The organism is Vibrio sp. E150_011 (assembly GCF_053544015.1).
This window is the reverse complement of record NZ_JBHFOL010000002.1, coordinates 249,306-267,692: the sequence shown is the minus strand read 5'-3', so window position 1 is coordinate 267,692 and position 18,387 is coordinate 249,306. Positions and strand designations below refer to the sequence as shown.

Genomic DNA, 18,387 nt, shown 5'->3' with positions numbered 1-18,387 from the left:
CTAATAGCCGGCGATATCGTTGGCTATTTTTGTTTAGGAATTCGCTAATATTATGAAACTATTATCTCTTGCTATCATAGCTTCACTCCTTACAGGTTGTGCGACATCAGCAAAGACGCCGGTGACGTCGACCATCGCTACAACGCCAATGGGAGCCGTACCAGTAGAAGCAACATCAATTGAGACATTCTACGACTACCAACTTTACACCGAGCATGGTGACCCTATCTCAGTAAACGCGCTCCCAATAGCATTAGCGAATGCTGATGTTATATTAGTTGGGGAATGGCACACGCACCCAGGTATCCACCGCTTTCAAACAGACCTACTAGGTGCGTTATCGAAATCCAATCGCAGTGTAGCGTTATCAATGGAGCAATTTTCAAGACCATCACAAACCATCATCAACGAGTATTTGGCCAATGAAATCGGTGAACAAACCTTAATGTCCCAAGCGAACGCATGGCCTAATTACGAAAGTGATTATCGACCGCTTGTCGAGTTAGCTAAGCATAATCAATTGGATATTATCGCAAGCAACGCACCAAAACCCACGGTACGCTGTATCGGTCGCGAGGGTTTAGACTACCTTAACAAGCTCGATGCTAACGAGCGTAGCTATATTGCAAAAAGCATCGATACTTCTGATACGCCATATAAAGATAAGTTTATGCGCTCAATGCATCATGGCAGCGCTGAGCAAACCAATAAACAGTATGCCGCTCAGCTTACTTGGGATGCGACTATGGCGGAAAGTATTGTCGATTACTTAGAGAGCCATCCAAATTCTCAGGTAATGCATATCGCTGGGAAGTTTCACATTGAAAATGGACTCGGTACCGCCGATCAGATACGCAAGCTGAACCCTAACTTAACTATCGCTGTCATTAGCCCTGCTTCCGAATTAATGACGGCAGATGCCAATGCCAATAAGTCCGATATGCAGCTATTAGTCCTTTCTCCTCCCGTCAGATATGTAAAAAAAGAGAATAGAATGAATGCGTACAAAAACCTAAAAGTAAGAAATGACGACTTGCAGTGCCAAACGGACACCATTAAATAACTATTATAGTTAAGTAGTTAGGTCGTCAAAATGGTTGAATAAATGGCTTAAAATTTGCTTGCGTTTAATTCAGGATGAACCATTCACGCCATTGATGGAAAAGATTAAAGTTTTTCCTATCAATGGCGATACAGTAATTGATAGCGGTGAGGGAGTACCAGCATGCAAGGCATCAATTCTAATCTGAATCAAACGACACATATTCCAAGCTCCAACGTCAATAAATCGGCATTACTATCAGGTCCTATTGAAAACGGCAAACCTTTGCCGACATCAGAATCGGAAACCGTCCACTTTTCTTCGCAGGCAAAGCTCGCTTTAGAAGAAGACAACAAATCCAGCAAAGACAAAGAAGAGACCATGGGTAGCACAATGCAATCATTCGCTCATGGCGCATTAGGCATGGATCACCCTGACGACTTGGAAGAACAAAAAGACGAATCTTATTCCGCCGGTCAATACGTCTCTGCAGCCGTTACGGTTGGCGCATTACTGCTCGCTATCGTCTAACGTCTAACGTCTAACGTCTAACGTCTCGCAAACAGCTTCACGTCTCCTACTTATCATCACGACAAACAATCGTGTTTGTCGTCACGGTGTGTTCGACTAGATAATCAACAGTCATTTACTTACATGACTGTTGATTATGGACCGCTATTTTAGGCTTATTGATAAGCCAACCTTTTTTGGTGCTATTGCACTGCTTTTCTCCGTTATTATTCCTTTAATACTCTTCCCACAACAAGGCGCTGAAATCATTTCGCAAGCCAAACTTGTGATGACTGACAAATTTGGGTTCTTATACTTATCACTTGGTCTCGCCGCCCTTTTCTTCATGATTTTCATCATTTTTAGCGATATTGGCCAAATCAAACTTGGCGATACTGATGAACAGCCTGAGTTTAAAACATCGTCGTGGGCCGCGATGTTATTTTGCGGTGGTATCGGCGCTAGTATTTTATACTGGGGCTGTATTGAATGGGCTTATTACTACCAATCCCCTCCTTTCCAGTTAGAGTCAGGCAGTGAAGAAGCCGTGCGCTGGGCCGCCACTTACGGCATATTTCATTGGGGACCGATAGCGTGGTCCATTTACCTTATCCCTGCGATTCCCATTGCGTATTTTTTCTATGTTCGTAAAAAGCCGGCCCTAAAAGTATCCAGCGCTCTCATTCCTGTTCTCGGTGAAAAACACAGCGATGGTGCATTAGGTAAACTGATAGACGTCTTGTTTATCTTTGGACTACTTGGTGGTGCCGCCACCACCCTCGGTTTGGCCGCCCCGCTGATTAGCGAAGGGTTAAATGTTCTCTTTGGTTTACCGCAAAATACCTACTCTCAGATCGGCGTGCTGGCAGTGTGTACGGCTATTTTCGCCTATTCTTCTTTTGCCGGTATGGAAAAAGGCATCAAAATCCTCAGCAATATTAATTTCTGGGGTGCCATGCTACTGCTCGCCCTTGTACTCATTTTAGGCCCGACGATATTCATACTCGAAACGGGGTTAGATTCCATCGGTCGCATGATGTCCAACTTCTTTGTAATGGCAACATGGGCAGAGCCATTTGGTGGATATGGCACATTCGACGATACGCACTTCCCACAAGACTGGACCATTTTTTATTGGGCATGGTGGTTAGTATTCGCCCCAAGTATGGGCCTGTTTGTCGCGAGGATTTCTAAAGGGCGAACCATCAAGCAAATGGTAGCTGGCGCTTTATTTTTCGGCTCGTGCGGTTGCTTCTTATTCTTTATTATCCTCGGTAATTACGGATTGTCTCTGCAACTATCTGGACAGCTTGATATTGTCAGCATTTTAAACACCTATGGCCCGACAAAAGCGATCTTCTCAATGCTTTCAGAGCTGCCATTTTCGTGGTTTATCATCTTATTATTTACCTTGCTGTGCATTATCTTTACCGCAACTACGTTTGATTCCATTTCCTATATCCTAGCGTCCGTCGTGCAGAAAGATGTCACCCAGGAGCCAATGCGATGGAACCGCTTATTTTGGGCATTTACACTGAGCTTTATGCCTGCCGTACTCATGTTTTTAGGTGGCTTGGATACACTACAAACCGCGGCTATTGTTGGTGGTTTACCGCTGTTGGTTATCGCAGTAATGCTAATGATGTCGGCGGTTAAAGCCGCAACATTGGATATTCGTCATCAAGAAGACTACGTCGAACCAACCATCAACATAGAAGAACTGCCAGAGTTTGATCCTTGGTCGACCGAAGGCGTTGCCCTGGCGCATTTTGAGAAATGCCGCGATCTTGCACAAAACGCGGCTGATGAGGAACGTGTTGCGATGCAAGACTTATTCAAAGTCAAGAAAACTATTCGAGCCTACGCATTAGAGCATGCAGCGGATGCCGCCGATGAACATGCCATCCCTCAAGAGCTTCTCGATGAGCTAGAGCTTAAACTAAAAGCATTATCTGATGCGACTTCGTTGAAAGCACAGTCTTCTCAATCGGCACAAGAAGCTCGCGTACAATTTAGCGAAGCCTGCTCCGCTAACTAATCTCATCTATGAGTGGGGTAATCCCAAATAGTAAAGCCCACAGGCTAGTAAGTCTGTGGGCTTTTAAATTCAAATCAACTTTGTGGTGCTAAGAATCGAGCGTAGTAATTAACGATTTGGATGGTTGAGAATGTGATCTTCCCAATCAATAACATCAATTTCATACACGACTTTATTTCTCACACTTTCGCCTGCAGCGTGCATTGCTGTTTTGGAACCCGTAATAAGCGGATGCCATTGTGGCAGATTGTCACCTTGTGATAAAAGGCGATAAGCACACGTCTCAGGTAACCAGTTAAACTCCGAAATCTTATCGCGAGTTAACTTAAGACACTCTTCACCAGATTCAAAACGATTCATGTAATCTTTGCAAGAACAGGTATCACTGTTTAACCAACTGCACGCCACGTTAGTGTAATAGACATCGTCAGAGTCTTCATCCATGAGCTTATGGAGACAACATTTTCCGCATCCGTCACAAAGCGATTCCCATTGCTCTTCGGACATGTTCTCCAGCGGTATTGTTTCCCAAAATGGTTTGCTCATGCTTACTACCTTATCGTTCTGTGGAGGCGTTTTATACCGTTAGTTAAGACAAACATCAAGTCATTCTCGATCACCTTAATGATTCAATTGTGTACAAGTGACGATGTTTTGGTACACTCTGCGCCCCATTACTTTTAGGTTATTAAGATGGATTGTCGATTAGGCTGCGGCGCCTGCTGTATTGCACCAAGTATTTCTTCTGCTATTCCAGGTATGCCAGATGGCAAGCCGTCGGGTGTGCGCTGTATTCAGCTCAATGAAGACAATCTTTGCAAGCTCTTTGGCAAACCAGAGCGCCCTAAAGTCTGCCATGATTTTAAACCCTGCCCAGACGTATGCAGTACCACCAATCAACAGGCACTCAACAATCTACTCGAACTCGATCGTCTAACTTAGTTATTCAATACATTCGATTACTTACTGGCAGTCTCAGCAAAATCAGCTATGTTTCAAAAGAGCCACAATAATAGGAGTGGGATTTCTTATGAATCGTTATTTAGCAGAGGTATTTGGTACATTTTGGCTAGTGCTAGGAGGATGTGGATCCGCCGTTATTGCTGCCGCATTCCCTGATGTTGGAATTGGATTACTCGGCGTAGCTCTTGCCTTTGGTCTCACAGTGCTCACGATGGCATTTGCCATTGGACATATCTCAGGCTGTCACCTCAACCCTGCCGTCAGTATTGGGCTTTGGGCCGGAGGTCGTTTTGATGCCAAAGATTTATTGCCTTATATTATTGCGCAGGTGATCGGTGGTGTCCTTGCCGGCGGCATCCTTTATATTATTGCCTCTGGTCAGCCCGGATTTGATGCTGTTGCTTCTGGGTTTGCAGCCAACGGATATGGCGAGCATTCTCCTGGCCAATACTCCCTAACCTCTGCGCTAGTGTGCGAGATCGTGATGACAGCGATGTTCTTAATCGTCATTATGGGCGCCACCGATTCAAGAGCCCCCCAAGGATTTGCACCCATTGCAATTGGGCTGTGTTTGACACTTATCCACCTTGTCAGTATTCCAGTCACTAATACATCGGTGAATCCGGCTCGAAGTACGGGTGTCGCTTTATATGTCGGTGACTGGGCAACCTCACAGCTGTGGCTATTTTGGCTAGCGCCTATCGTTGGAGCCGTGATCGGCGCCTGGATATACCGTTCACTCCTTGGTAGTAATAGCCACTAAGACAGCTAAGACAATTTCTTCAGGATCAAAAAAGGCGCGATAGCATCGCGCCTTTTTTATATCTTGTGTCGTCCAAGTAATGAATGAGACAAGGTCGTACCATCAACAAGCTCCAGTTCCCCACCAACAGGAACCCCATGGGCGATCCTACTTGCGGTGACTTCATGCTCATGACAAAGCTCAGCAATATAGTGAGCGGTTGCCTCCCCTTCGACCGTTGGGTTTGTCGCGAGAATCACTTCACTAACATCACCACGCCGTAAACGATAATCTAAAGTATCAAGGCCAATGTCACTAGGCCCAATACCGTCTAATGGTGATAGATGACCCATTAATACAAAATAACGACCAGAATACTGCCCTGTTGCCTCCACCGCTGCAATATCTGCAGGGCTTTCCACAACACACAATTGGCCGTTTTCTTTGCGCTTCGGGTTGGTACAAATATGGCAGGTTTCTTCTTCCGTAAACGTCCGACATTCCTGACAATGACCGATATCGGTCATGGCTTGAGCCAGAAGTTCAGCAAGCTGTAGCCCACCTTTTCTGTCTCGCTGTAACAAATGAAAGGCCATGCGTTGTGCTGACTTGGGGCCAACCCCAGGTAGACATCGCAAGGCCTCCATCAAATGCTCCAGCATTTGGCTAGTTCGCATTTATTGTTCTCTAATTTTACAATTAGAACGGCATTTTCATACCTGGTGGTAGTTGCATACCGCCAGTGACTGATGCCATTTTTTCTTTCTGTGTTTCTTCAACTCGACGAGCAGCATCGTTAAACGCAGCGGCAATCAAGTCTTCTAGCATTTCTTTGTCGTCTTCCATTAAGCTCTCGTCGATCTCAACACGACGTGTGCTGTGGCTGCCAGTGATGGTGACTTTAACAAGACCCGCACCAGATTCACCAGTTACTTCCATGTTTGCAATTTCTTCTTGAAGCTTTTGCATACGCTCTTGCATTTGCTGGGCTTGCTTCATCATATTGCCCATTCCGCCTTTACCAAACATAGCTTTCTCTCGGTTGATTCAGATTATTAATAACATGGGGGCAAGTGCAAAAAATGCAACCCCCGAACATACTTTGCATTCTAGAGTTATAACGGACGAATGCTCTCTTCGTCTAGCTCTGCAGAAAATCTTGTAACAATAAACTGCACGTTGGCATCAGATTGTAAACTTTTGGCTGCTTCTGCAAGCTTATTTTGATAGATACTTTCTCTTCGCTCTAGCGGTGTCACACCCTGCTCTGAGACTTCGACAGAAAGGTGGCATTGCTCACCCAACGCCATATTTAAGCCAGCCAGCAGTTCAGACTGATTCCTATCTGTATTTAGGTGCGCATGGGTTGCGCGAAGACCAAGTACAACAGATGCACCATCTTTCGTGTAGGTCGAATTTAACGCAAGCTGTTGAACTAACTTACTCGTATCGAGGGTCTCAATCAATGCCGCCCATGTATCTTGCTGAGCAGCCTCAACGGTAAGTCGTTGTGCCATTTCTGGTGTTTTTACATGCTCAAGCGCTTTTCTTAACGTTGAGGGTTTAATCGATGTTGATGCTTTCTTATCAACCACCACTTCTTTAGTCGCGCGCCATCGGTAAGGTTCATTTTCATCAACATGTTGAGCAGCATGAGAGCGATTCGCGTCACCAGCACCAGAAGGCATCGCGGGTTGAGCCGCAGTTCGCTGAGCGACCCTCTCCATTACTGATTTAGGCTCGGGTGACGCGTCAACCTTTTTTGCTGGTGACGTTCCAGGTTTTGGGCTCGTGGAAGCTGCATTTTGTCTTTTGGAGCGAAGTTGATGACGCAGGCCAGCAACAGGAGAAGCCTTAGGTTGGGTCGCATCATGTGACGATTGGCCAACTTGATGCGCAGGCAACGGTTCTACAGCTTGCCGTTGCATAGGCGGCTGCTGAACCACCGGTTGCTGAGCCGCCGGTTGGCCTTCATAAGGTAATCCAGCTGAACTTGGTGGTACAGGCATAGGGGTGGACATAGGCTCAGCGTAATACGCTGGCGGTGCCGAGTCATAAGGCCTTGCCATTTCTTGAGAGGCTGGTACCTCGTTACCGCTAGGCTGAGCCTGTACTTGCGAAGTCGCCGCTGCTGCTACCTGATTCTGTGCCGATGTGACGCCTTGATTGACTGCTGGTGTCAAAGGGTTAAGCGCCGACGTTCCTACAATAATGTCATTGCTACCGAGTTGCGCGGTGGGTCTAAACGCCAACATTCTCAATAACGTCATCTCTACAGCGACGCGTTGAGATGGCGAAGCCACAAGATCTTGACGACCTTTTAGCGCGATTTGGTAGTACAGTTGTACATCGGTGGCGGGTAATATTTTACCAAGTGTCGCAATTTTTTCGTTATCAGGAATTGTCGTGTCAACGCTTCCAGGCAATGCCTGATACATAGCAATACGGTGTAACTGAGATGCAATTTCCGACAGTAATGAATCCCAATCTACGCCATTTTCAGCAAGTTGATTGACGGTCTGCATAACCTGCTCGGCATCGCCACTGCATATCGCATGGATGATCTTGACCGCAAGAGAGGTATCCAATGTCCCTAACATTAGACTCACTGTTTGCTTAGTGATATGACCGCTACCAAGCGCGATAGCTTGGTCTGTCAGGCTCAGTGCATCCCTCATACTGCCATCCGCGGCATGAGATATTAAAGCAAGGGCCTGCTGCTCTGCATCGACTTGCTCATGACCCAATATATCAACCAGTTGCTGTTGAATTGTATCAACCGTGATCGGCTTCAAATGGAACTGTAAACAGCGGGATAAAATCGTCACTGGCAGTTTTTGAGGATCCGTCGTCGCCAACAAAAACTTCACATATTCGGGTGGCTCTTCTAGCGTTTTAAGTAACGCATTAAAGCTGTGCCGCGACAACATATGAACTTCATCAATCAAATAAACCTTGAAGCGATTACGAGCAGGCTTGTATTGGACGTTATCCAGAAGCTCTCGAGTATCCTCGACCTTAGTCCGCGATGCCGCATCAATTTCCAGCAGATCAACACTTCGCCCTTCGTCTATTTCGACGCAGGTTGCGCATTTCCCGCAAGGTGTGGATGTGATACCAGTTTCGCAATTCAACCCTTTAGCAAAAAGACGTCCTATCGAAGTCTTTCCAACACCACGTGTGCCACTGAACAAGTAAGCATGGTGCAATCGATTTTGGCTCAATGCATTCTCGAGTGCGGTAAGAACATGGCGCTGGCCGACAACTTCAGAAAATTTCTTAGGGCGCCATTTTCGGGCTAAAGCCAAATAACTCATTCAAACATCCCGATTAGTGGCCTTCAAATTCACAAATGCTATAGACATCTAAATCTAAAGCTTTAAGACGTTTTTCACCGCCGATTTCAGGTAAATTGATCACAAACGCCGCATCCGAAACCGAACCACCAAGACGACGAATCAATTTAGTGGTCGCTTCAATTGTCCCACCAGTCGCCAGTAAATCGTCGACCATTAGGACCTTATCACCTTCAGTAATCGCATCGGTGTGGATTTCTAATGTGTCAGTGCCATACTCCAACTCGTACGATTGTGACACCGTCTCGCGCGGTAATTTCCCTGGCTTACGCACGGGCACAAACCCAACACCAAGCTCTAATGCCAACGGAGCACCAAACAAGAAGCCACGAGCTTCCGTACCAACGATCTTTGTAAAGCCTTGTCCCTGGTATTTTTCAACCAACAATGCAATGGTAGCTCGATAGGCTTCAGGGTCTTCCATCAAACTCGTCACGTCACGAAAAAGGATTCCTGGCTTTGGGTAATCTGGGATGCTTTTAATGCTGGATTTGATCTGTGAAATTTTGTCGGTGGTCATAATTCGTTCTCTGGAGAAGTCAATCAGTGCCCAATGATTTAAGTGTCAATTGCTTGCAGCAAAACACACCTTAATGCTGTTGGCCTAAAAACAAACACTCGCCAAAAGCGAGCGTACAATCCCCTAATTTTAGTGACTTTCACTGTTATCAGCAACCGACTCTTTCACAGGAATCTGCAAAAAGAAGCCTAAAACAATCACACAAAGGAAAAAGAGCATAACCTTTAACCAAAAAAGTGGCACTAAGGTAATCGACAGCAGGAAGCTGATTAAAATGAAAACAACGGCTTTTTTACGTGTCGCGAGCGTCACCGCGCGCTCATGCTCCCACATCAATATGACCGCGCCAAGCTTGGGGTGAGCGAGCAATCGACGATGGAGCTCAGGGCTTCCTTTCAAAAAACAAGCACTGGCTAATAGTAAAAAGGGCGTGGTGGGTAGTAATGGAAGGATAATTCCTATTACCCCAAGAATGACCGACAATACTCCTGCGACACTCCATAAGAGTTGTCGCAGAGTCATAATAATTCTATTTTCAAAAGGTGGCATACCCATTCATGATACGAAGCCATGTTAGAGTAGCGGGAAGCGTAGGGATAAGCAATACGGCAATAAAGCCTAAAAAATAGTAGAGATTGTAAGGCTCTTTGAATTCTGTATCAGACATAACTTTGCTCTTAATGAATTGGTTCTTAATATGGCGTAACACGCGGTCACCGCGCGTTTAAAAAGCAATGAAACTGGAAGACAATACCTCCATTTCATTAACATACGCACTATATATTAATTACAATCCTTCAAAAACAGACTAACTGTACGGTTATTCGTAGAAATAATTTCAATCAGTTTGAGATAAGCGAATATCCCAACTAAAGCTTGATGTACCAACTTGGTTCATTGAAAGTTTACTTGAGGTATGGACTGGAAGATCTTTGGTCATAAAGTTCCTTACGCAGTTTTCACCTAATCGTTGTCCACCCGCCACTTGAAAATGCGCCTCTTCATTTTGCCATCGACAATCTAAGCCTGCAGGTAAGATTGACAAGGTTCTTTCCGACAAACTAATCACACCAAACAGCGCATCCACCGGAAAAGCCCCTGCTGAGCATTCCAGTCCGTTTTCAATGTTAGTCGCTAAGTCTTTTAGATCGACACTATTATGCTGAACACGCCTGATGTAGTCATCAAACAATGCTCTAACAAGCAAAGTACTGGCGATTCCACCTTCCTCGCTCGAAGAGGCATCCACCAAGTAAAACGCCAACTGACCACTCATTAGCCAAGAAAAATCAAACACCAATGGCAATGTGTTAGCTGACTGCAACATTCTATAGCTACTGCGCCATGCCCCCAAAGAGCAATCTTTTTCTGGTAACAAAGCCGTCAGTAATTCACGGGCTGCGTTAGGGTTTTCTTGCAAAAACTGTAGATGCCAATGTAACTCTTGCTCATCTTGCGAGTTAGGCTTCTCTCCCTCTTCTAAGCGAAACCAGCGACTCAAAAAATCGCCCTGCTCATCAACAGTGGAGTTATCTTGCAACACGTTATCAATGGCATCATTGAGGTGATGATAGTCGACGATAGGTTTAGTCAAAAAATCCTTCACACCAAAGCGCAATGCTTTCGCTACGTCGGCCATGTCTCCCGTGGCAGAGATGACGATTACTGGAAGAGACGGATACTCCATACGCACTTCTTCTGCAAACTCCATCCCCGTAAGTAATGGCATAGACAGGTCACATAACACTAAATCAGGGCGTGACGAATTGAGAAGTTTTAATGCCTCTAAGCCATCTTGCGCCTCACTGACTCCATGTCCAATGGCTTCCAAATAATTTCGAGTCACACGACGAAAGACAGGATCATCATCGACCACCATGATATGCGCATGGCTCTGCTGGTGGGTGCAGACTTCTGCCACTTGACTGTTCGTTTTAGACATAAAATTACGCCTCACAAATTTTCATTGAGCGTTAGTTATAGTTTTTATTAGTTTGCACCAAACTTCATATCGCAAAGAAACGCTATAATAATGCATTTAGTTGATTACTGCCCTCCAAGCCCTTAGGCTTCTGAGTATCTTAACTGTAGGCAAAAATAGTCTTTTATACAAATGTACCCCTTTGTCTAAATATCTAATACAATAGCTAGGTGTCTGTGAATTAACCAACTCGTTGATATTACGTCATTCTCAGCCGCTCGTTGCGCTATTGATAGCCTTTGATGTGCGACTGTCTCTAAGTTAAGCCTGTTAGGCTGAGCAATAATAAAACTAATTAATACAAATAGTTGACAATATGAAACTTGATGATTTAAACCTATTCCGACTTGTTGTTGAAAATGGAAGTTATACTGCAACTTCACGAAAAACCATGATCCCTGTTGCGACTATAACTCGACGTATTCAAGCATTAGAGGAATCTCTCAACCTACGATTACTCAATCGTCACGCTCGCAAACTATCATTAACAGAAGCAGGTGAGCGCTTTTACAATGAATGCTCGCCGTTGTTACATCGATTGACCTCGACGACAGAAGAAATTGCCGATGAGTGTAAGGGAGCGTCAGGCAAGCTTAAGATTTCATCGCCGTCGAACTTGACCAAACGTATGATTATGCCGATGTTTAACGATTTTATGCAGCAGTATCCAGACATCAGCTTAGAACTAACAACAAGTAATCATGCCGACCAACTTGATCCTACCGAATGGGATGTCATCTTTCGCGTCGGTCCACAACGCGATTCAAGCCTCATTGCACGCAAACTTAGCACAGTGAAAGATATCTTGATTGCCACACCTGGTTATTTGACAAAAAATGGTGAACCGGCTCACGCAGAAGAGTTGAGCGCTCATCGACTTTTGAAGGGTGCACCGCTCATTAAGTGGCAGTTAATAAACAGCAGTGGCGAGTCAGTGATCAATAACGCGAAGGGCCGCTTTGAAGCAAACAGCCTTAATGTAGTCAGAAGAGCGTGTTCCGCTGGCCTAGGCATTACGTTAATGCCAGACGTGATGATTCAAGAGTATATTGATAACGGCGAATTGGTGCGTGTCTTACCAGATTGGAGCGCCAACCCACGTGACATCTATATGCTTTATAACCACAAAGATCATCTACCTGAAAAAGTGCGATTGTTCATCGACTTTGTCATCGATTACTCAATTCATTAAATAAAAAAACCAGAGTTTAACTCTGGTTTTTTTTGATTTATCATATTGAAGTTGCGTTACGCGCCTTCGTTATGTAGCTCCAAGTTCGCTAAGTCTTGTTGAATCTCTCTTTGCACCTTAGAGTCATCATTACGCAGTGAATCTAAGAATTCTAGGTACTCTTGGTCAATATCACCCGTGACGTATTCGCCGTTAAATACTGAGGTATCGAATCGCTTAATATCTGGGTTACCTAGGCCAACCGCTTCTATCAAATCTGGTAACGTTTGGAAGATAAGCGCGTCAGCACCAATTGCTTGGCAAATTGCGTCATTGTCACGACCGTGTGCAATCAACTCATTGGCACTCGGCATGTCAATACCATAAACATTAGGGAAACGAACTTCAGGCGCCGCTGACACCATAAATACTTTATTCGCACCTGAGTCGCGGGCCATTTCGATAATCTGCTCAGATGTCGTCCCACGAACAATTGAATCATCGACAAGCAACACGTTTTTACCTTTGAACTCAGAGCGAATGGCATTGAGTTTACGACGCACTGACTTCTTGCGCTGCTGCTGACCAGGCATGATAAAGGTACGGCCAACATAACGGTTTTTAACAAACCCTTGGCGATACGGCTTATCAATCGCCTGTGCGATTTGCAGTGCAATATCACACGACGTTTCTGGGATTGGAATGACAACATCGATATCAAGGTCGGCATATTCTTGTTTAATGCGCTCACCCAGCTTTTTACCCATTTCTACACGAGCACTGTAAACCGATACTTTATCGATGAATGAGTCAGGACGTGCAAAGTAGACAAATTCGAAAATACAAGGATTAAGCGCAGGGCTGTCCGCACATTGACGAGTATGCAACTCACCATCAAATGTGGCATATATCGCCTCACCCGGCGCAACATCACGAATAAAATCAAAACCGACTGCATCAAGTGCAACGGATTCTGAAGCCACCATATACTCGGTTTTACCATCAATCTCACGCTTGCCTAGGCATAGCGGGCGAATGCCATGTGGGTCACGAAATGCAACCATACCGTGGCCGATGATCATTGCCGCTACCGCATACGCGCCTTTAATTGAACGATGAACGTTCGTTACGGCACGGAATACATCATCAGAGGTTACATTCCCTTTAACGGTGTCGATCTCATGTGCCAACACGTTTAATAGAACTTCTGAGTCAGAGGTAGTATTGACATGGCGGCGGTCTTTCTCAAACAACTTTTCGCGTACCTCATGGGCATTCGTCAAGTTACCATTGTGCGCCAGAGTGATACCAAAAGGAGAGTTTACGTAGAAAGGCTGAGCCTCCGATGCACTTGAACTACCTGCTGTTGGGTAGCGTACGTGACCGATTCCCACACAACCTTGCAGGCGTTGCATGTGTTTCGCTTCAAAAACATCTTTTACGAGACCATTCGCCTTACGCAGACGAAAACGATTGCTTTCTATGGTAACAATACCAGCGGCATCTTGGCCACGATGCTGTAAAACGGTCAAAGCGTCATAGATAGACTGATTCACAGGCGTAGAGCCAACGATTCCAACAATACCACACATGTCCTAATCCTCGATTTGCGACATTAGCTGGCGCAATTATGCGCCAGACAGGAAACTAGAAGTTGCTTCGATGTGTTCAAAAAACGGTTGGATGACCAGTTCAAAGTGCGGTACAAGTTGTGAACTTTCCCACCACTCGCTGTTGTTCAATGCGGTAAAGGTATCCACAAAAAACAGCACTGCTGATACGATTAGCACGCCTCGCAACGCACCAAATACCACACCCAATACTCGGTCTGTACCCGACAAACCCGTTTTCTGAACCAACTGCCCTAGTACATAATTAATTAACGCCCCAACAACCAGTGTTGCGACAAACAGAGCAGCAATTGCGGCACCGCTCCGAATCATATCGTCTTCAATGTTGGTAAAGTACACCGCAAGTTTAGCGTGATACTGACTGGCGATAAAAAATGCGCCAAACCAAATAACTAACGACATGGCTTCTTTAGCGAAACCGCGAACTAAGCTGATTAGAGCAGAAAGCCCAATCACACCCAAAATGACAAAATCTAACCAATTCATGAATTCTTCATCTCAAGTTGGCGCGCATTTTAACAGAAAAAAACGCGACGCAAACGTTTTCTTATGGATTTAGTGGTTTAAATTTAAGCAATTGACCTTTCGAACCAGTAATTTTCTCCAATTCAACCAATTGCGTCTCCAATTTACTTTTAGAAACATCGGGACCGATGATCACTCGAGTAAAATTCGATTCTTGTTTTACATGCGCTTGGTAGCCACGTTTTTGTAAATCGGCCACAAGACCACGTGCATTTTCCGCATTTTTAAGGGCCATCAACTGAATAATCCATGCGCTATCCGCATAGTCGTTACGCTCTGGTATGTCTTTGACGACCACATCGACAACCGACTCAGTGTCATTTTTTTCATCAAAAGCCTCATCTACTGTCGCCATTACCGGTGAGTCTGGCAAGACAGCTGATGCATCCTCAGGTTCAAGAATTTCAAAACTTTCTACGTCTGAGTTTAATTCAGGCTTTAATGGAATGCTGGCGAATTCTTCTTTGTAATGCAGTTTTTTACCATCTAACAGATCTGGTAAAATAATGACCCCAACCGCAACCAACACAATGGTTCCAATCAAGCGACTTTGAAATTTACTGGCCATCTCTACTCCTTATGATTTAGCGGTGATGCGCTTGGTCCAAATTTTCGCAATCCTCAAGGATTTCTCCGACCGTATGGAAAGAACCTAATACCAAGACGATATCATCTGGATTAGCGTCATTGAACGCACAACGATATGCCGCTTTAGGGTTCTCAAATTGTGATGACACAACCGAGTCATCCAAGCAGTCTCTAAGCTCTTGTGCACTCGCCGCACGAGGCCCTGACAATGATGCTAAATACCATTTTTTAGCTAATGGCTTAAGTACATGCATTGTTTCTTGAACATCTTTGTCATGCAGCATACCAATCACAACTCGGAAAGTCTGAGATGGGTGCTGCTTAGTTAATTGCTCAACGAGGTATTCGGCTGAATGTGGATTATGTGCAACATCTAAAATCGTAGTCGGATTGCCTGCTAATACCTGCATACGTCCAGGTAACGTGGCAGAGTTAAGCCCATTGACAATGTTAACATCCGAAATATTAAGTTCCGCTGCGCCCAAAGCCATTATAGCGGTATTAGCATTCATCAACGGCAAAGCTGGTATTGGTAGGTCTTCGAGTGAGAACGTACCATGTTGCCAAGACCAGGTGGTGTCAGACGTCTCTTTATAGTTAAACTGAATTCCAGTTTGATAAAAATTTGCACCAATATCATCAGCATGAGCGGGAACCGTTGCAGGCGGTTTGGGTTGACCACAAATAGCAGGCTTACCTGAGCGGAAAATGCCGGCCTTTTCATAACCAATAACATTAATGTCATCACCGAGCCAATCGACATGGTCGACAGCAAGACTGGTAATCACCGATACGTCATGGTCCACAACATTCGTGGCGTCCAAGCGGCCACCAAGGCCGACTTCTAGGAGGAGCACTTCAACACCTTGGTCCTTGAATTGCTTTAAGGCGCCTAGTGTCGCGTACTCAAAAAAGCTCAAGCTCACATCACCACGAAGTGTCTCAATATAATCAAAAGCGGCAACATGGGAGGCATCGGGAAGTTCATTGCCATTGATACGAACACGTTCGTTGTAGCGAATAAGATGAGGAGAACTATAAACGCCAACAGAATAACCAGCGTCTAGTAAAATCGCCTCCATCAATGCACAGGTCGAGCCTTTGCCATTGGTTCCAGCGACAGTAATAACAACAGGAGCAGGTTTAGTTAACTTGCCCTTTTCAGCAACAACAGCCACACGTTCCAGACCAAGGTCAATGGCACTAGTGTGAATGCTTTGCAAATAATCAAGCCACACCTGTAATGAAGATGTGGCTTGTGGAATGGATTGTGAACTCATTTAGCAGTCAATATCTACAATGATAACTTAATGAGTACTTTACCCTTTTTCGTCCGCTTCGGGTACTTCATATGTTGCTTCTTCTGGAGAATCTTCAACAGAAACAACCAAAGGAGAAGCTGTGCGTGTCATTTTGGCTAACATGCTACCGACACGTTGACGCATTTCACGACGATCGATGATCATATCGATGGCGCCGTGCTCGAGCAAGAACTCACTGCGCTGGAAGCCTTCAGGTAAGTCTTCTCGCACGGTTTGTTCGATAACGCGGCGACCTGCAAAACCAATCAGCGCTTTAGGCTCACCGATATTGATATCGCCTAGCATCGCTAAACTTGCAGAAACCCCACCCATTGTTGGGTCAGTCATCACTGAGATATACGGTAACCCTTTTTGCGATAGGCGTTCAAGCGCAGCACTGGTTTTAGCCATTTGCATCAAAGACATTAATGCCTCTTGCATACGCGCACCGCCACTTGCTGAGAAACAAACTAAACCACAGTTGTTTTCAATCGCTGCATCGACCGCTTTCACAAAGCGAGCACCGACTACCGAGCCCATAGACCCGCCCATAAAGGAGAATTCAAAAGCACAAGCCACAACAGGCATACCAAGTAATTCGCCCTGCATAACAACAAGTGCGTCTTTCTCACCACTGTTCTTCTGCGCAGTAGAAATACGTTCTTTGTAACGCTTTGAATCTTTAAATTTCAGCTTGTCTTGCGGCTCAAACTCAGTCGCGAGTTCAACGCGATTCTCTTTGTCGAGAAAGGTTTCTAAGCGGCGACGTGATTTCATACGCATATGATGGTCGCACTTAGGACAGACTTCGAGGTTACGCTCTAGCTCTGCGTGATACAGGACTTGCTCACAAGATGAACATTTCGTCCATACACCTTCAGGAATCGATGCTTTACGTGAGGTAACTATGTTGCTTTTTTCTAATATCTTTTCAAGCCAACTCATGGAAGACCTTTTCTTTTGTGACCCCCGCTGTCATAGCGCGAGTATTGAATTCAAATATGCATGAGGATTAAACCACATTACAACGCCACTGTAGATAAAAAACTGGTTGTACCTTACTGGTAGTACCTTCTAGACGGATCCAGCTTAACTCTTTCATTTGAGTCAATTTACCAACCAGAGTTCAAATCATCTGGAAAAAACAAAGGCCCAATGGGTACATTTGGGAGCGCGTACTCATCAGGATAGTCTACGTCGACTAGATACAAGCCTTCCGCTTTTGCGGTTGCCCCGGCAAGCTTTCTATCTTTTTGTTCCAAAAGCCATTTAATCCAATCGGGCGACTGCTCACCACGCCCAACAACAATGAGGCTACCGGTAATGTTTCGTACCATATGGTGAACAAATGCATTCGCTTTAATGTCGATAACCACATAAGGTCCATGGCGACTAACATTAAGGTGCATAATATTGCGCCACGGGCTTCGTGATTGGCAATGAATCGCTCTAAACGAGGTGAAATCGTTTTCGCCCAACAAAAACTGTCCAGCTTGCTGCATTTTTTCAACGTCTAGCTGGCCATGATAGTGGCTAACACCATTAGATAAAATACCAGGTCGCAATGTGTGGTTGAAGATCACATATCGATAACGACGAGCGGTAGCCGAGAAACGCGCATGGAATGTATCAGAGACCTCTGTCGCCCAACGGACCGTGATATCTTTAGGCAGATTAGCATTCACACCCATTGTCCATGCCGCTGACTTGCGTACCACTGGCGAATCAAAATGTACGACTTGCCCTGTGCCATGAACGCCAGCGTCTGTTCGCCCTGCACACATCACGTCGATCGGTTGATTGGCCACAACAGATAGGGCTTTTTCCAACTCAGCTTGAACGCTATTCACGTCACGCTGTCTTTGCCAACCATAGTAATTAGCACCGTTATATTCGATACCTAATGCAACTCTCATACTTATCTCTGAACACTCGTCATTCTTACCGGGTGGCAAAGTATATACATAAATACCTAGATTACCAATTGGACCCGGCCAGTCAACTCAAGTTTAACGACAC

General features: G+C 45.2%; 20 protein-coding genes. 6 read left to right on the top strand and 14 right to left on the bottom strand.

Annotation, left to right across the window (positions count from 1 at the left end):
* Nucleotides 1-52 precede the first annotated feature (52 nt).
* From ACE1OE_RS04385 to ACE1OE_RS04375, 3 genes are all read left to right on the top strand, one after another.
* The gene (locus ACE1OE_RS04385; RefSeq protein ID WP_449210274.1) at nucleotides 53-1,063 is read left to right on the top strand and encodes a ChaN family lipoprotein; all 1,011 of its coding nucleotides are present in this window, start codon (nucleotides 53-55) and stop codon (nucleotides 1,061-1,063) included.
* 162 nt (nucleotides 1,064-1,225) lie between these two features.
* A complete protein-coding gene (locus tag ACE1OE_RS04380) occupies nucleotides 1,226-1,573 on the top strand; it encodes a hypothetical protein (RefSeq protein ID WP_449210273.1) in 348 nt (115 codons plus the stop codon).
* 136 nt (nucleotides 1,574-1,709) lie between these two features.
* Nucleotides 1,710-3,590, top strand: a complete 1,881-nt coding sequence (locus ACE1OE_RS04375; protein ID WP_449210272.1) for a BCCT family transporter — start codon at nucleotides 1,710-1,712, stop codon at nucleotides 3,588-3,590.
* 108 nt (nucleotides 3,591-3,698) lie between these two features.
* On the opposite strand, the gene ACE1OE_RS04370 is transcribed toward ACE1OE_RS04375, so the two are convergent.
* Nucleotides 3,699-4,136, bottom strand: coding sequence for a YcgN family cysteine cluster protein (locus ACE1OE_RS04370; protein ID WP_449210271.1), 438 nt, complete (start codon nucleotides 4,134-4,136; stop codon nucleotides 3,699-3,701).
* 147 nt (nucleotides 4,137-4,283) lie between these two features.
* Here ACE1OE_RS04370 and ACE1OE_RS04365 point away from each other — a divergent pair, with 147 nt between their 5' ends.
* On the top strand, nucleotides 4,284-4,532 hold the full coding sequence (locus tag ACE1OE_RS04365; protein WP_449210270.1) for a YkgJ family cysteine cluster protein: 249 nt from the start codon (nucleotides 4,284-4,286) through the stop codon (nucleotides 4,530-4,532).
* Nucleotides 4,533-4,620: 88 nt separating this feature from the next.
* Nucleotides 4,621-5,316 carry an aquaporin Z gene (aqpZ, locus tag ACE1OE_RS04360; RefSeq protein WP_372060582.1) on the top strand — a complete coding sequence of 232 codons (696 nt, stop codon included), beginning with the start codon at nucleotides 4,621-4,623 and terminating at the stop codon, nucleotides 5,314-5,316.
* 56 nt (nucleotides 5,317-5,372) lie between these two features.
* Here aqpZ and recR read toward each other — a convergent pair whose 3' ends face one another.
* The 7 genes from recR to ACE1OE_RS04325 form a co-directional block, all read right to left on the bottom strand.
* On the bottom strand, nucleotides 5,373-5,972 hold the full coding sequence (gene recR / locus ACE1OE_RS04355; protein WP_449210269.1) for a recombination mediator RecR: 600 nt from the start codon (nucleotides 5,970-5,972) through the stop codon (nucleotides 5,373-5,375).
* Between the two features lie 22 nt (nucleotides 5,973-5,994).
* Entirely contained in the window at nucleotides 5,995-6,324 is a 330-nt protein-coding gene (locus ACE1OE_RS04350) for a YbaB/EbfC family nucleoid-associated protein (protein WP_102471711.1), read from the bottom strand.
* Nucleotides 6,325-6,410: 86 nt separating this feature from the next.
* Nucleotides 6,411-8,612, bottom strand: coding sequence for a DNA polymerase III subunit gamma/tau (gene dnaX, locus ACE1OE_RS04345; RefSeq protein WP_449210268.1), 2,202 nt, complete (start codon nucleotides 8,610-8,612; stop codon nucleotides 6,411-6,413).
* Between the two features lie 13 nt (nucleotides 8,613-8,625).
* Nucleotides 8,626-9,171 (bottom strand): adenine phosphoribosyltransferase, encoded by a 546-nt coding sequence (apt, locus tag ACE1OE_RS04340; RefSeq protein ID WP_102471713.1) that lies wholly within the window; start codon nucleotides 9,169-9,171, stop codon nucleotides 8,626-8,628.
* 129 nt (nucleotides 9,172-9,300) lie between these two features.
* The gene (locus ACE1OE_RS04335; protein WP_449210267.1) at nucleotides 9,301-9,693 is read right to left on the bottom strand and encodes a YbaN family protein; all 393 of its coding nucleotides are present in this window, start codon (nucleotides 9,691-9,693) and stop codon (nucleotides 9,301-9,303) included.
* Between the two features lie 13 nt (nucleotides 9,694-9,706).
* A complete protein-coding gene (locus tag ACE1OE_RS04330; protein WP_372060585.1) occupies nucleotides 9,707-9,838 on the bottom strand; it encodes a hypothetical protein in 132 nt (43 codons plus the stop codon).
* Nucleotides 9,839-10,009: 171 nt separating this feature from the next.
* Nucleotides 10,010-11,113, bottom strand: coding sequence for a response regulator (locus ACE1OE_RS04325; protein ID WP_449210266.1), 1,104 nt, complete (start codon nucleotides 11,111-11,113; stop codon nucleotides 10,010-10,012).
* 355 nt (nucleotides 11,114-11,468) lie between these two features.
* On the opposite strand from ACE1OE_RS04325, the gene ACE1OE_RS04320 reads away from it, so the two are divergent.
* On the top strand, nucleotides 11,469-12,344 hold the full coding sequence (locus ACE1OE_RS04320) for a LysR family transcriptional regulator (protein ID WP_102471716.1): 876 nt from the start codon (nucleotides 11,469-11,471) through the stop codon (nucleotides 12,342-12,344).
* 56 nt (nucleotides 12,345-12,400) lie between these two features.
* On the opposite strand, the gene purF is transcribed toward ACE1OE_RS04320, so the two are convergent.
* The 6 genes from purF to truA all read right to left on the bottom strand — a co-directional run bounded on the left by purF (nucleotide 12,401) and on the right by truA (nucleotide 18,284).
* Complete coding sequence (gene purF / locus ACE1OE_RS04315) at nucleotides 12,401-13,915, bottom strand: amidophosphoribosyltransferase (RefSeq protein ID WP_449210265.1); 1,515 nt, start codon at nucleotides 13,913-13,915, stop codon at nucleotides 12,401-12,403.
* 36 nt (nucleotides 13,916-13,951) lie between these two features.
* On the bottom strand, nucleotides 13,952-14,440 hold the full coding sequence (locus ACE1OE_RS04310; protein WP_102471718.1) for a CvpA family protein: 489 nt from the start codon (nucleotides 14,438-14,440) through the stop codon (nucleotides 13,952-13,954).
* Nucleotides 14,441-14,501: 61 nt separating this feature from the next.
* A complete protein-coding gene (locus ACE1OE_RS04305) occupies nucleotides 14,502-15,047 on the bottom strand; it encodes an SPOR domain-containing protein (protein WP_102471719.1) in 546 nt (181 codons plus the stop codon).
* Between the two features lie 16 nt (nucleotides 15,048-15,063).
* Nucleotides 15,064-16,347 carry a bifunctional tetrahydrofolate synthase/dihydrofolate synthase gene (folC, locus tag ACE1OE_RS04300; protein ID WP_102471720.1) on the bottom strand — a complete coding sequence of 428 codons (1,284 nt, stop codon included), beginning with the start codon at nucleotides 16,345-16,347 and terminating at the stop codon, nucleotides 15,064-15,066.
* A gap of 39 nt (nucleotides 16,348-16,386) precedes the next feature.
* A complete protein-coding gene (accD, locus tag ACE1OE_RS04295; RefSeq protein WP_102471721.1) occupies nucleotides 16,387-17,313 on the bottom strand; it encodes an acetyl-CoA carboxylase, carboxyltransferase subunit beta in 927 nt (308 codons plus the stop codon).
* 167 nt (nucleotides 17,314-17,480) lie between these two features.
* The gene (gene truA, locus ACE1OE_RS04290) at nucleotides 17,481-18,284 is read right to left on the bottom strand and encodes a tRNA pseudouridine(38-40) synthase TruA (protein ID WP_102471722.1); all 804 of its coding nucleotides are present in this window, start codon (nucleotides 18,282-18,284) and stop codon (nucleotides 17,481-17,483) included.
* Between the last annotated feature and the right edge of the window lie 103 nt (nucleotides 18,285-18,387).

Coding starts and splice junctions, on each gene's coding strand:
- ACE1OE_RS04385 (WP_449210274.1), top strand. CDS start 53: ATGAAACTATTATCTCTTGCTATCATAGCTTCACTCCTTACAGGTTGT.
- ACE1OE_RS04380 (WP_449210273.1), top strand. CDS start 1,226: ATGCAAGGCATCAATTCTAATCTGAATCAAACGACACATATTCCAAGC.
- ACE1OE_RS04375 (WP_449210272.1), top strand. CDS start 1,710: ATGGACCGCTATTTTAGGCTTATTGATAAGCCAACCTTTTTTGGTGCT.
- ACE1OE_RS04370 (WP_449210271.1), bottom strand. CDS start 4,136: ATGAGCAAACCATTTTGGGAAACAATACCGCTGGAGAACATGTCCGAA.
- ACE1OE_RS04365 (WP_449210270.1), top strand. CDS start 4,284: ATGGATTGTCGATTAGGCTGCGGCGCCTGCTGTATTGCACCAAGTATT.
- aqpZ (WP_372060582.1), top strand. CDS start 4,621: ATGAATCGTTATTTAGCAGAGGTATTTGGTACATTTTGGCTAGTGCTA.
- recR (WP_449210269.1), bottom strand. CDS start 5,972: ATGCGAACTAGCCAAATGCTGGAGCATTTGATGGAGGCCTTGCGATGT.
- ACE1OE_RS04350 (WP_102471711.1), bottom strand. CDS start 6,324: ATGTTTGGTAAAGGCGGAATGGGCAATATGATGAAGCAAGCCCAGCAA.
- dnaX (WP_449210268.1), bottom strand. CDS start 8,612: ATGAGTTATTTGGCTTTAGCCCGAAAATGGCGCCCTAAGAAATTTTCT.
- apt (WP_102471713.1), bottom strand. CDS start 9,171: ATGACCACCGACAAAATTTCACAGATCAAATCCAGCATTAAAAGCATC.
- ACE1OE_RS04335 (WP_449210267.1), bottom strand. CDS start 9,693: ATGACTCTGCGACAACTCTTATGGAGTGTCGCAGGAGTATTGTCGGTC.
- ACE1OE_RS04330 (WP_372060585.1), bottom strand. CDS start 9,838: ATGTCTGATACAGAATTCAAAGAGCCTTACAATCTCTACTATTTTTTA.
- ACE1OE_RS04325 (WP_449210266.1), bottom strand. CDS start 11,113: ATGTCTAAAACGAACAGTCAAGTGGCAGAAGTCTGCACCCACCAGCAG.
- ACE1OE_RS04320 (WP_102471716.1), top strand. CDS start 11,469: ATGAAACTTGATGATTTAAACCTATTCCGACTTGTTGTTGAAAATGGA.
- purF (WP_449210265.1), bottom strand. CDS start 13,915: ATGTGTGGTATTGTTGGAATCGTTGGCTCTACGCCTGTGAATCAGTCT.
- ACE1OE_RS04310 (WP_102471718.1), bottom strand. CDS start 14,440: ATGAATTGGTTAGATTTTGTCATTTTGGGTGTGATTGGGCTTTCTGCT.
- ACE1OE_RS04305 (WP_102471719.1), bottom strand. CDS start 15,047: ATGGCCAGTAAATTTCAAAGTCGCTTGATTGGAACCATTGTGTTGGTT.
- folC (WP_102471720.1), bottom strand. CDS start 16,347: ATGAGTTCACAATCCATTCCACAAGCCACATCTTCATTACAGGTGTGG.
- accD (WP_102471721.1), bottom strand. CDS start 17,313: ATGAGTTGGCTTGAAAAGATATTAGAAAAAAGCAACATAGTTACCTCA.
- truA (WP_102471722.1), bottom strand. CDS start 18,284: ATGAGAGTTGCATTAGGTATCGAATATAACGGTGCTAATTACTATGGT.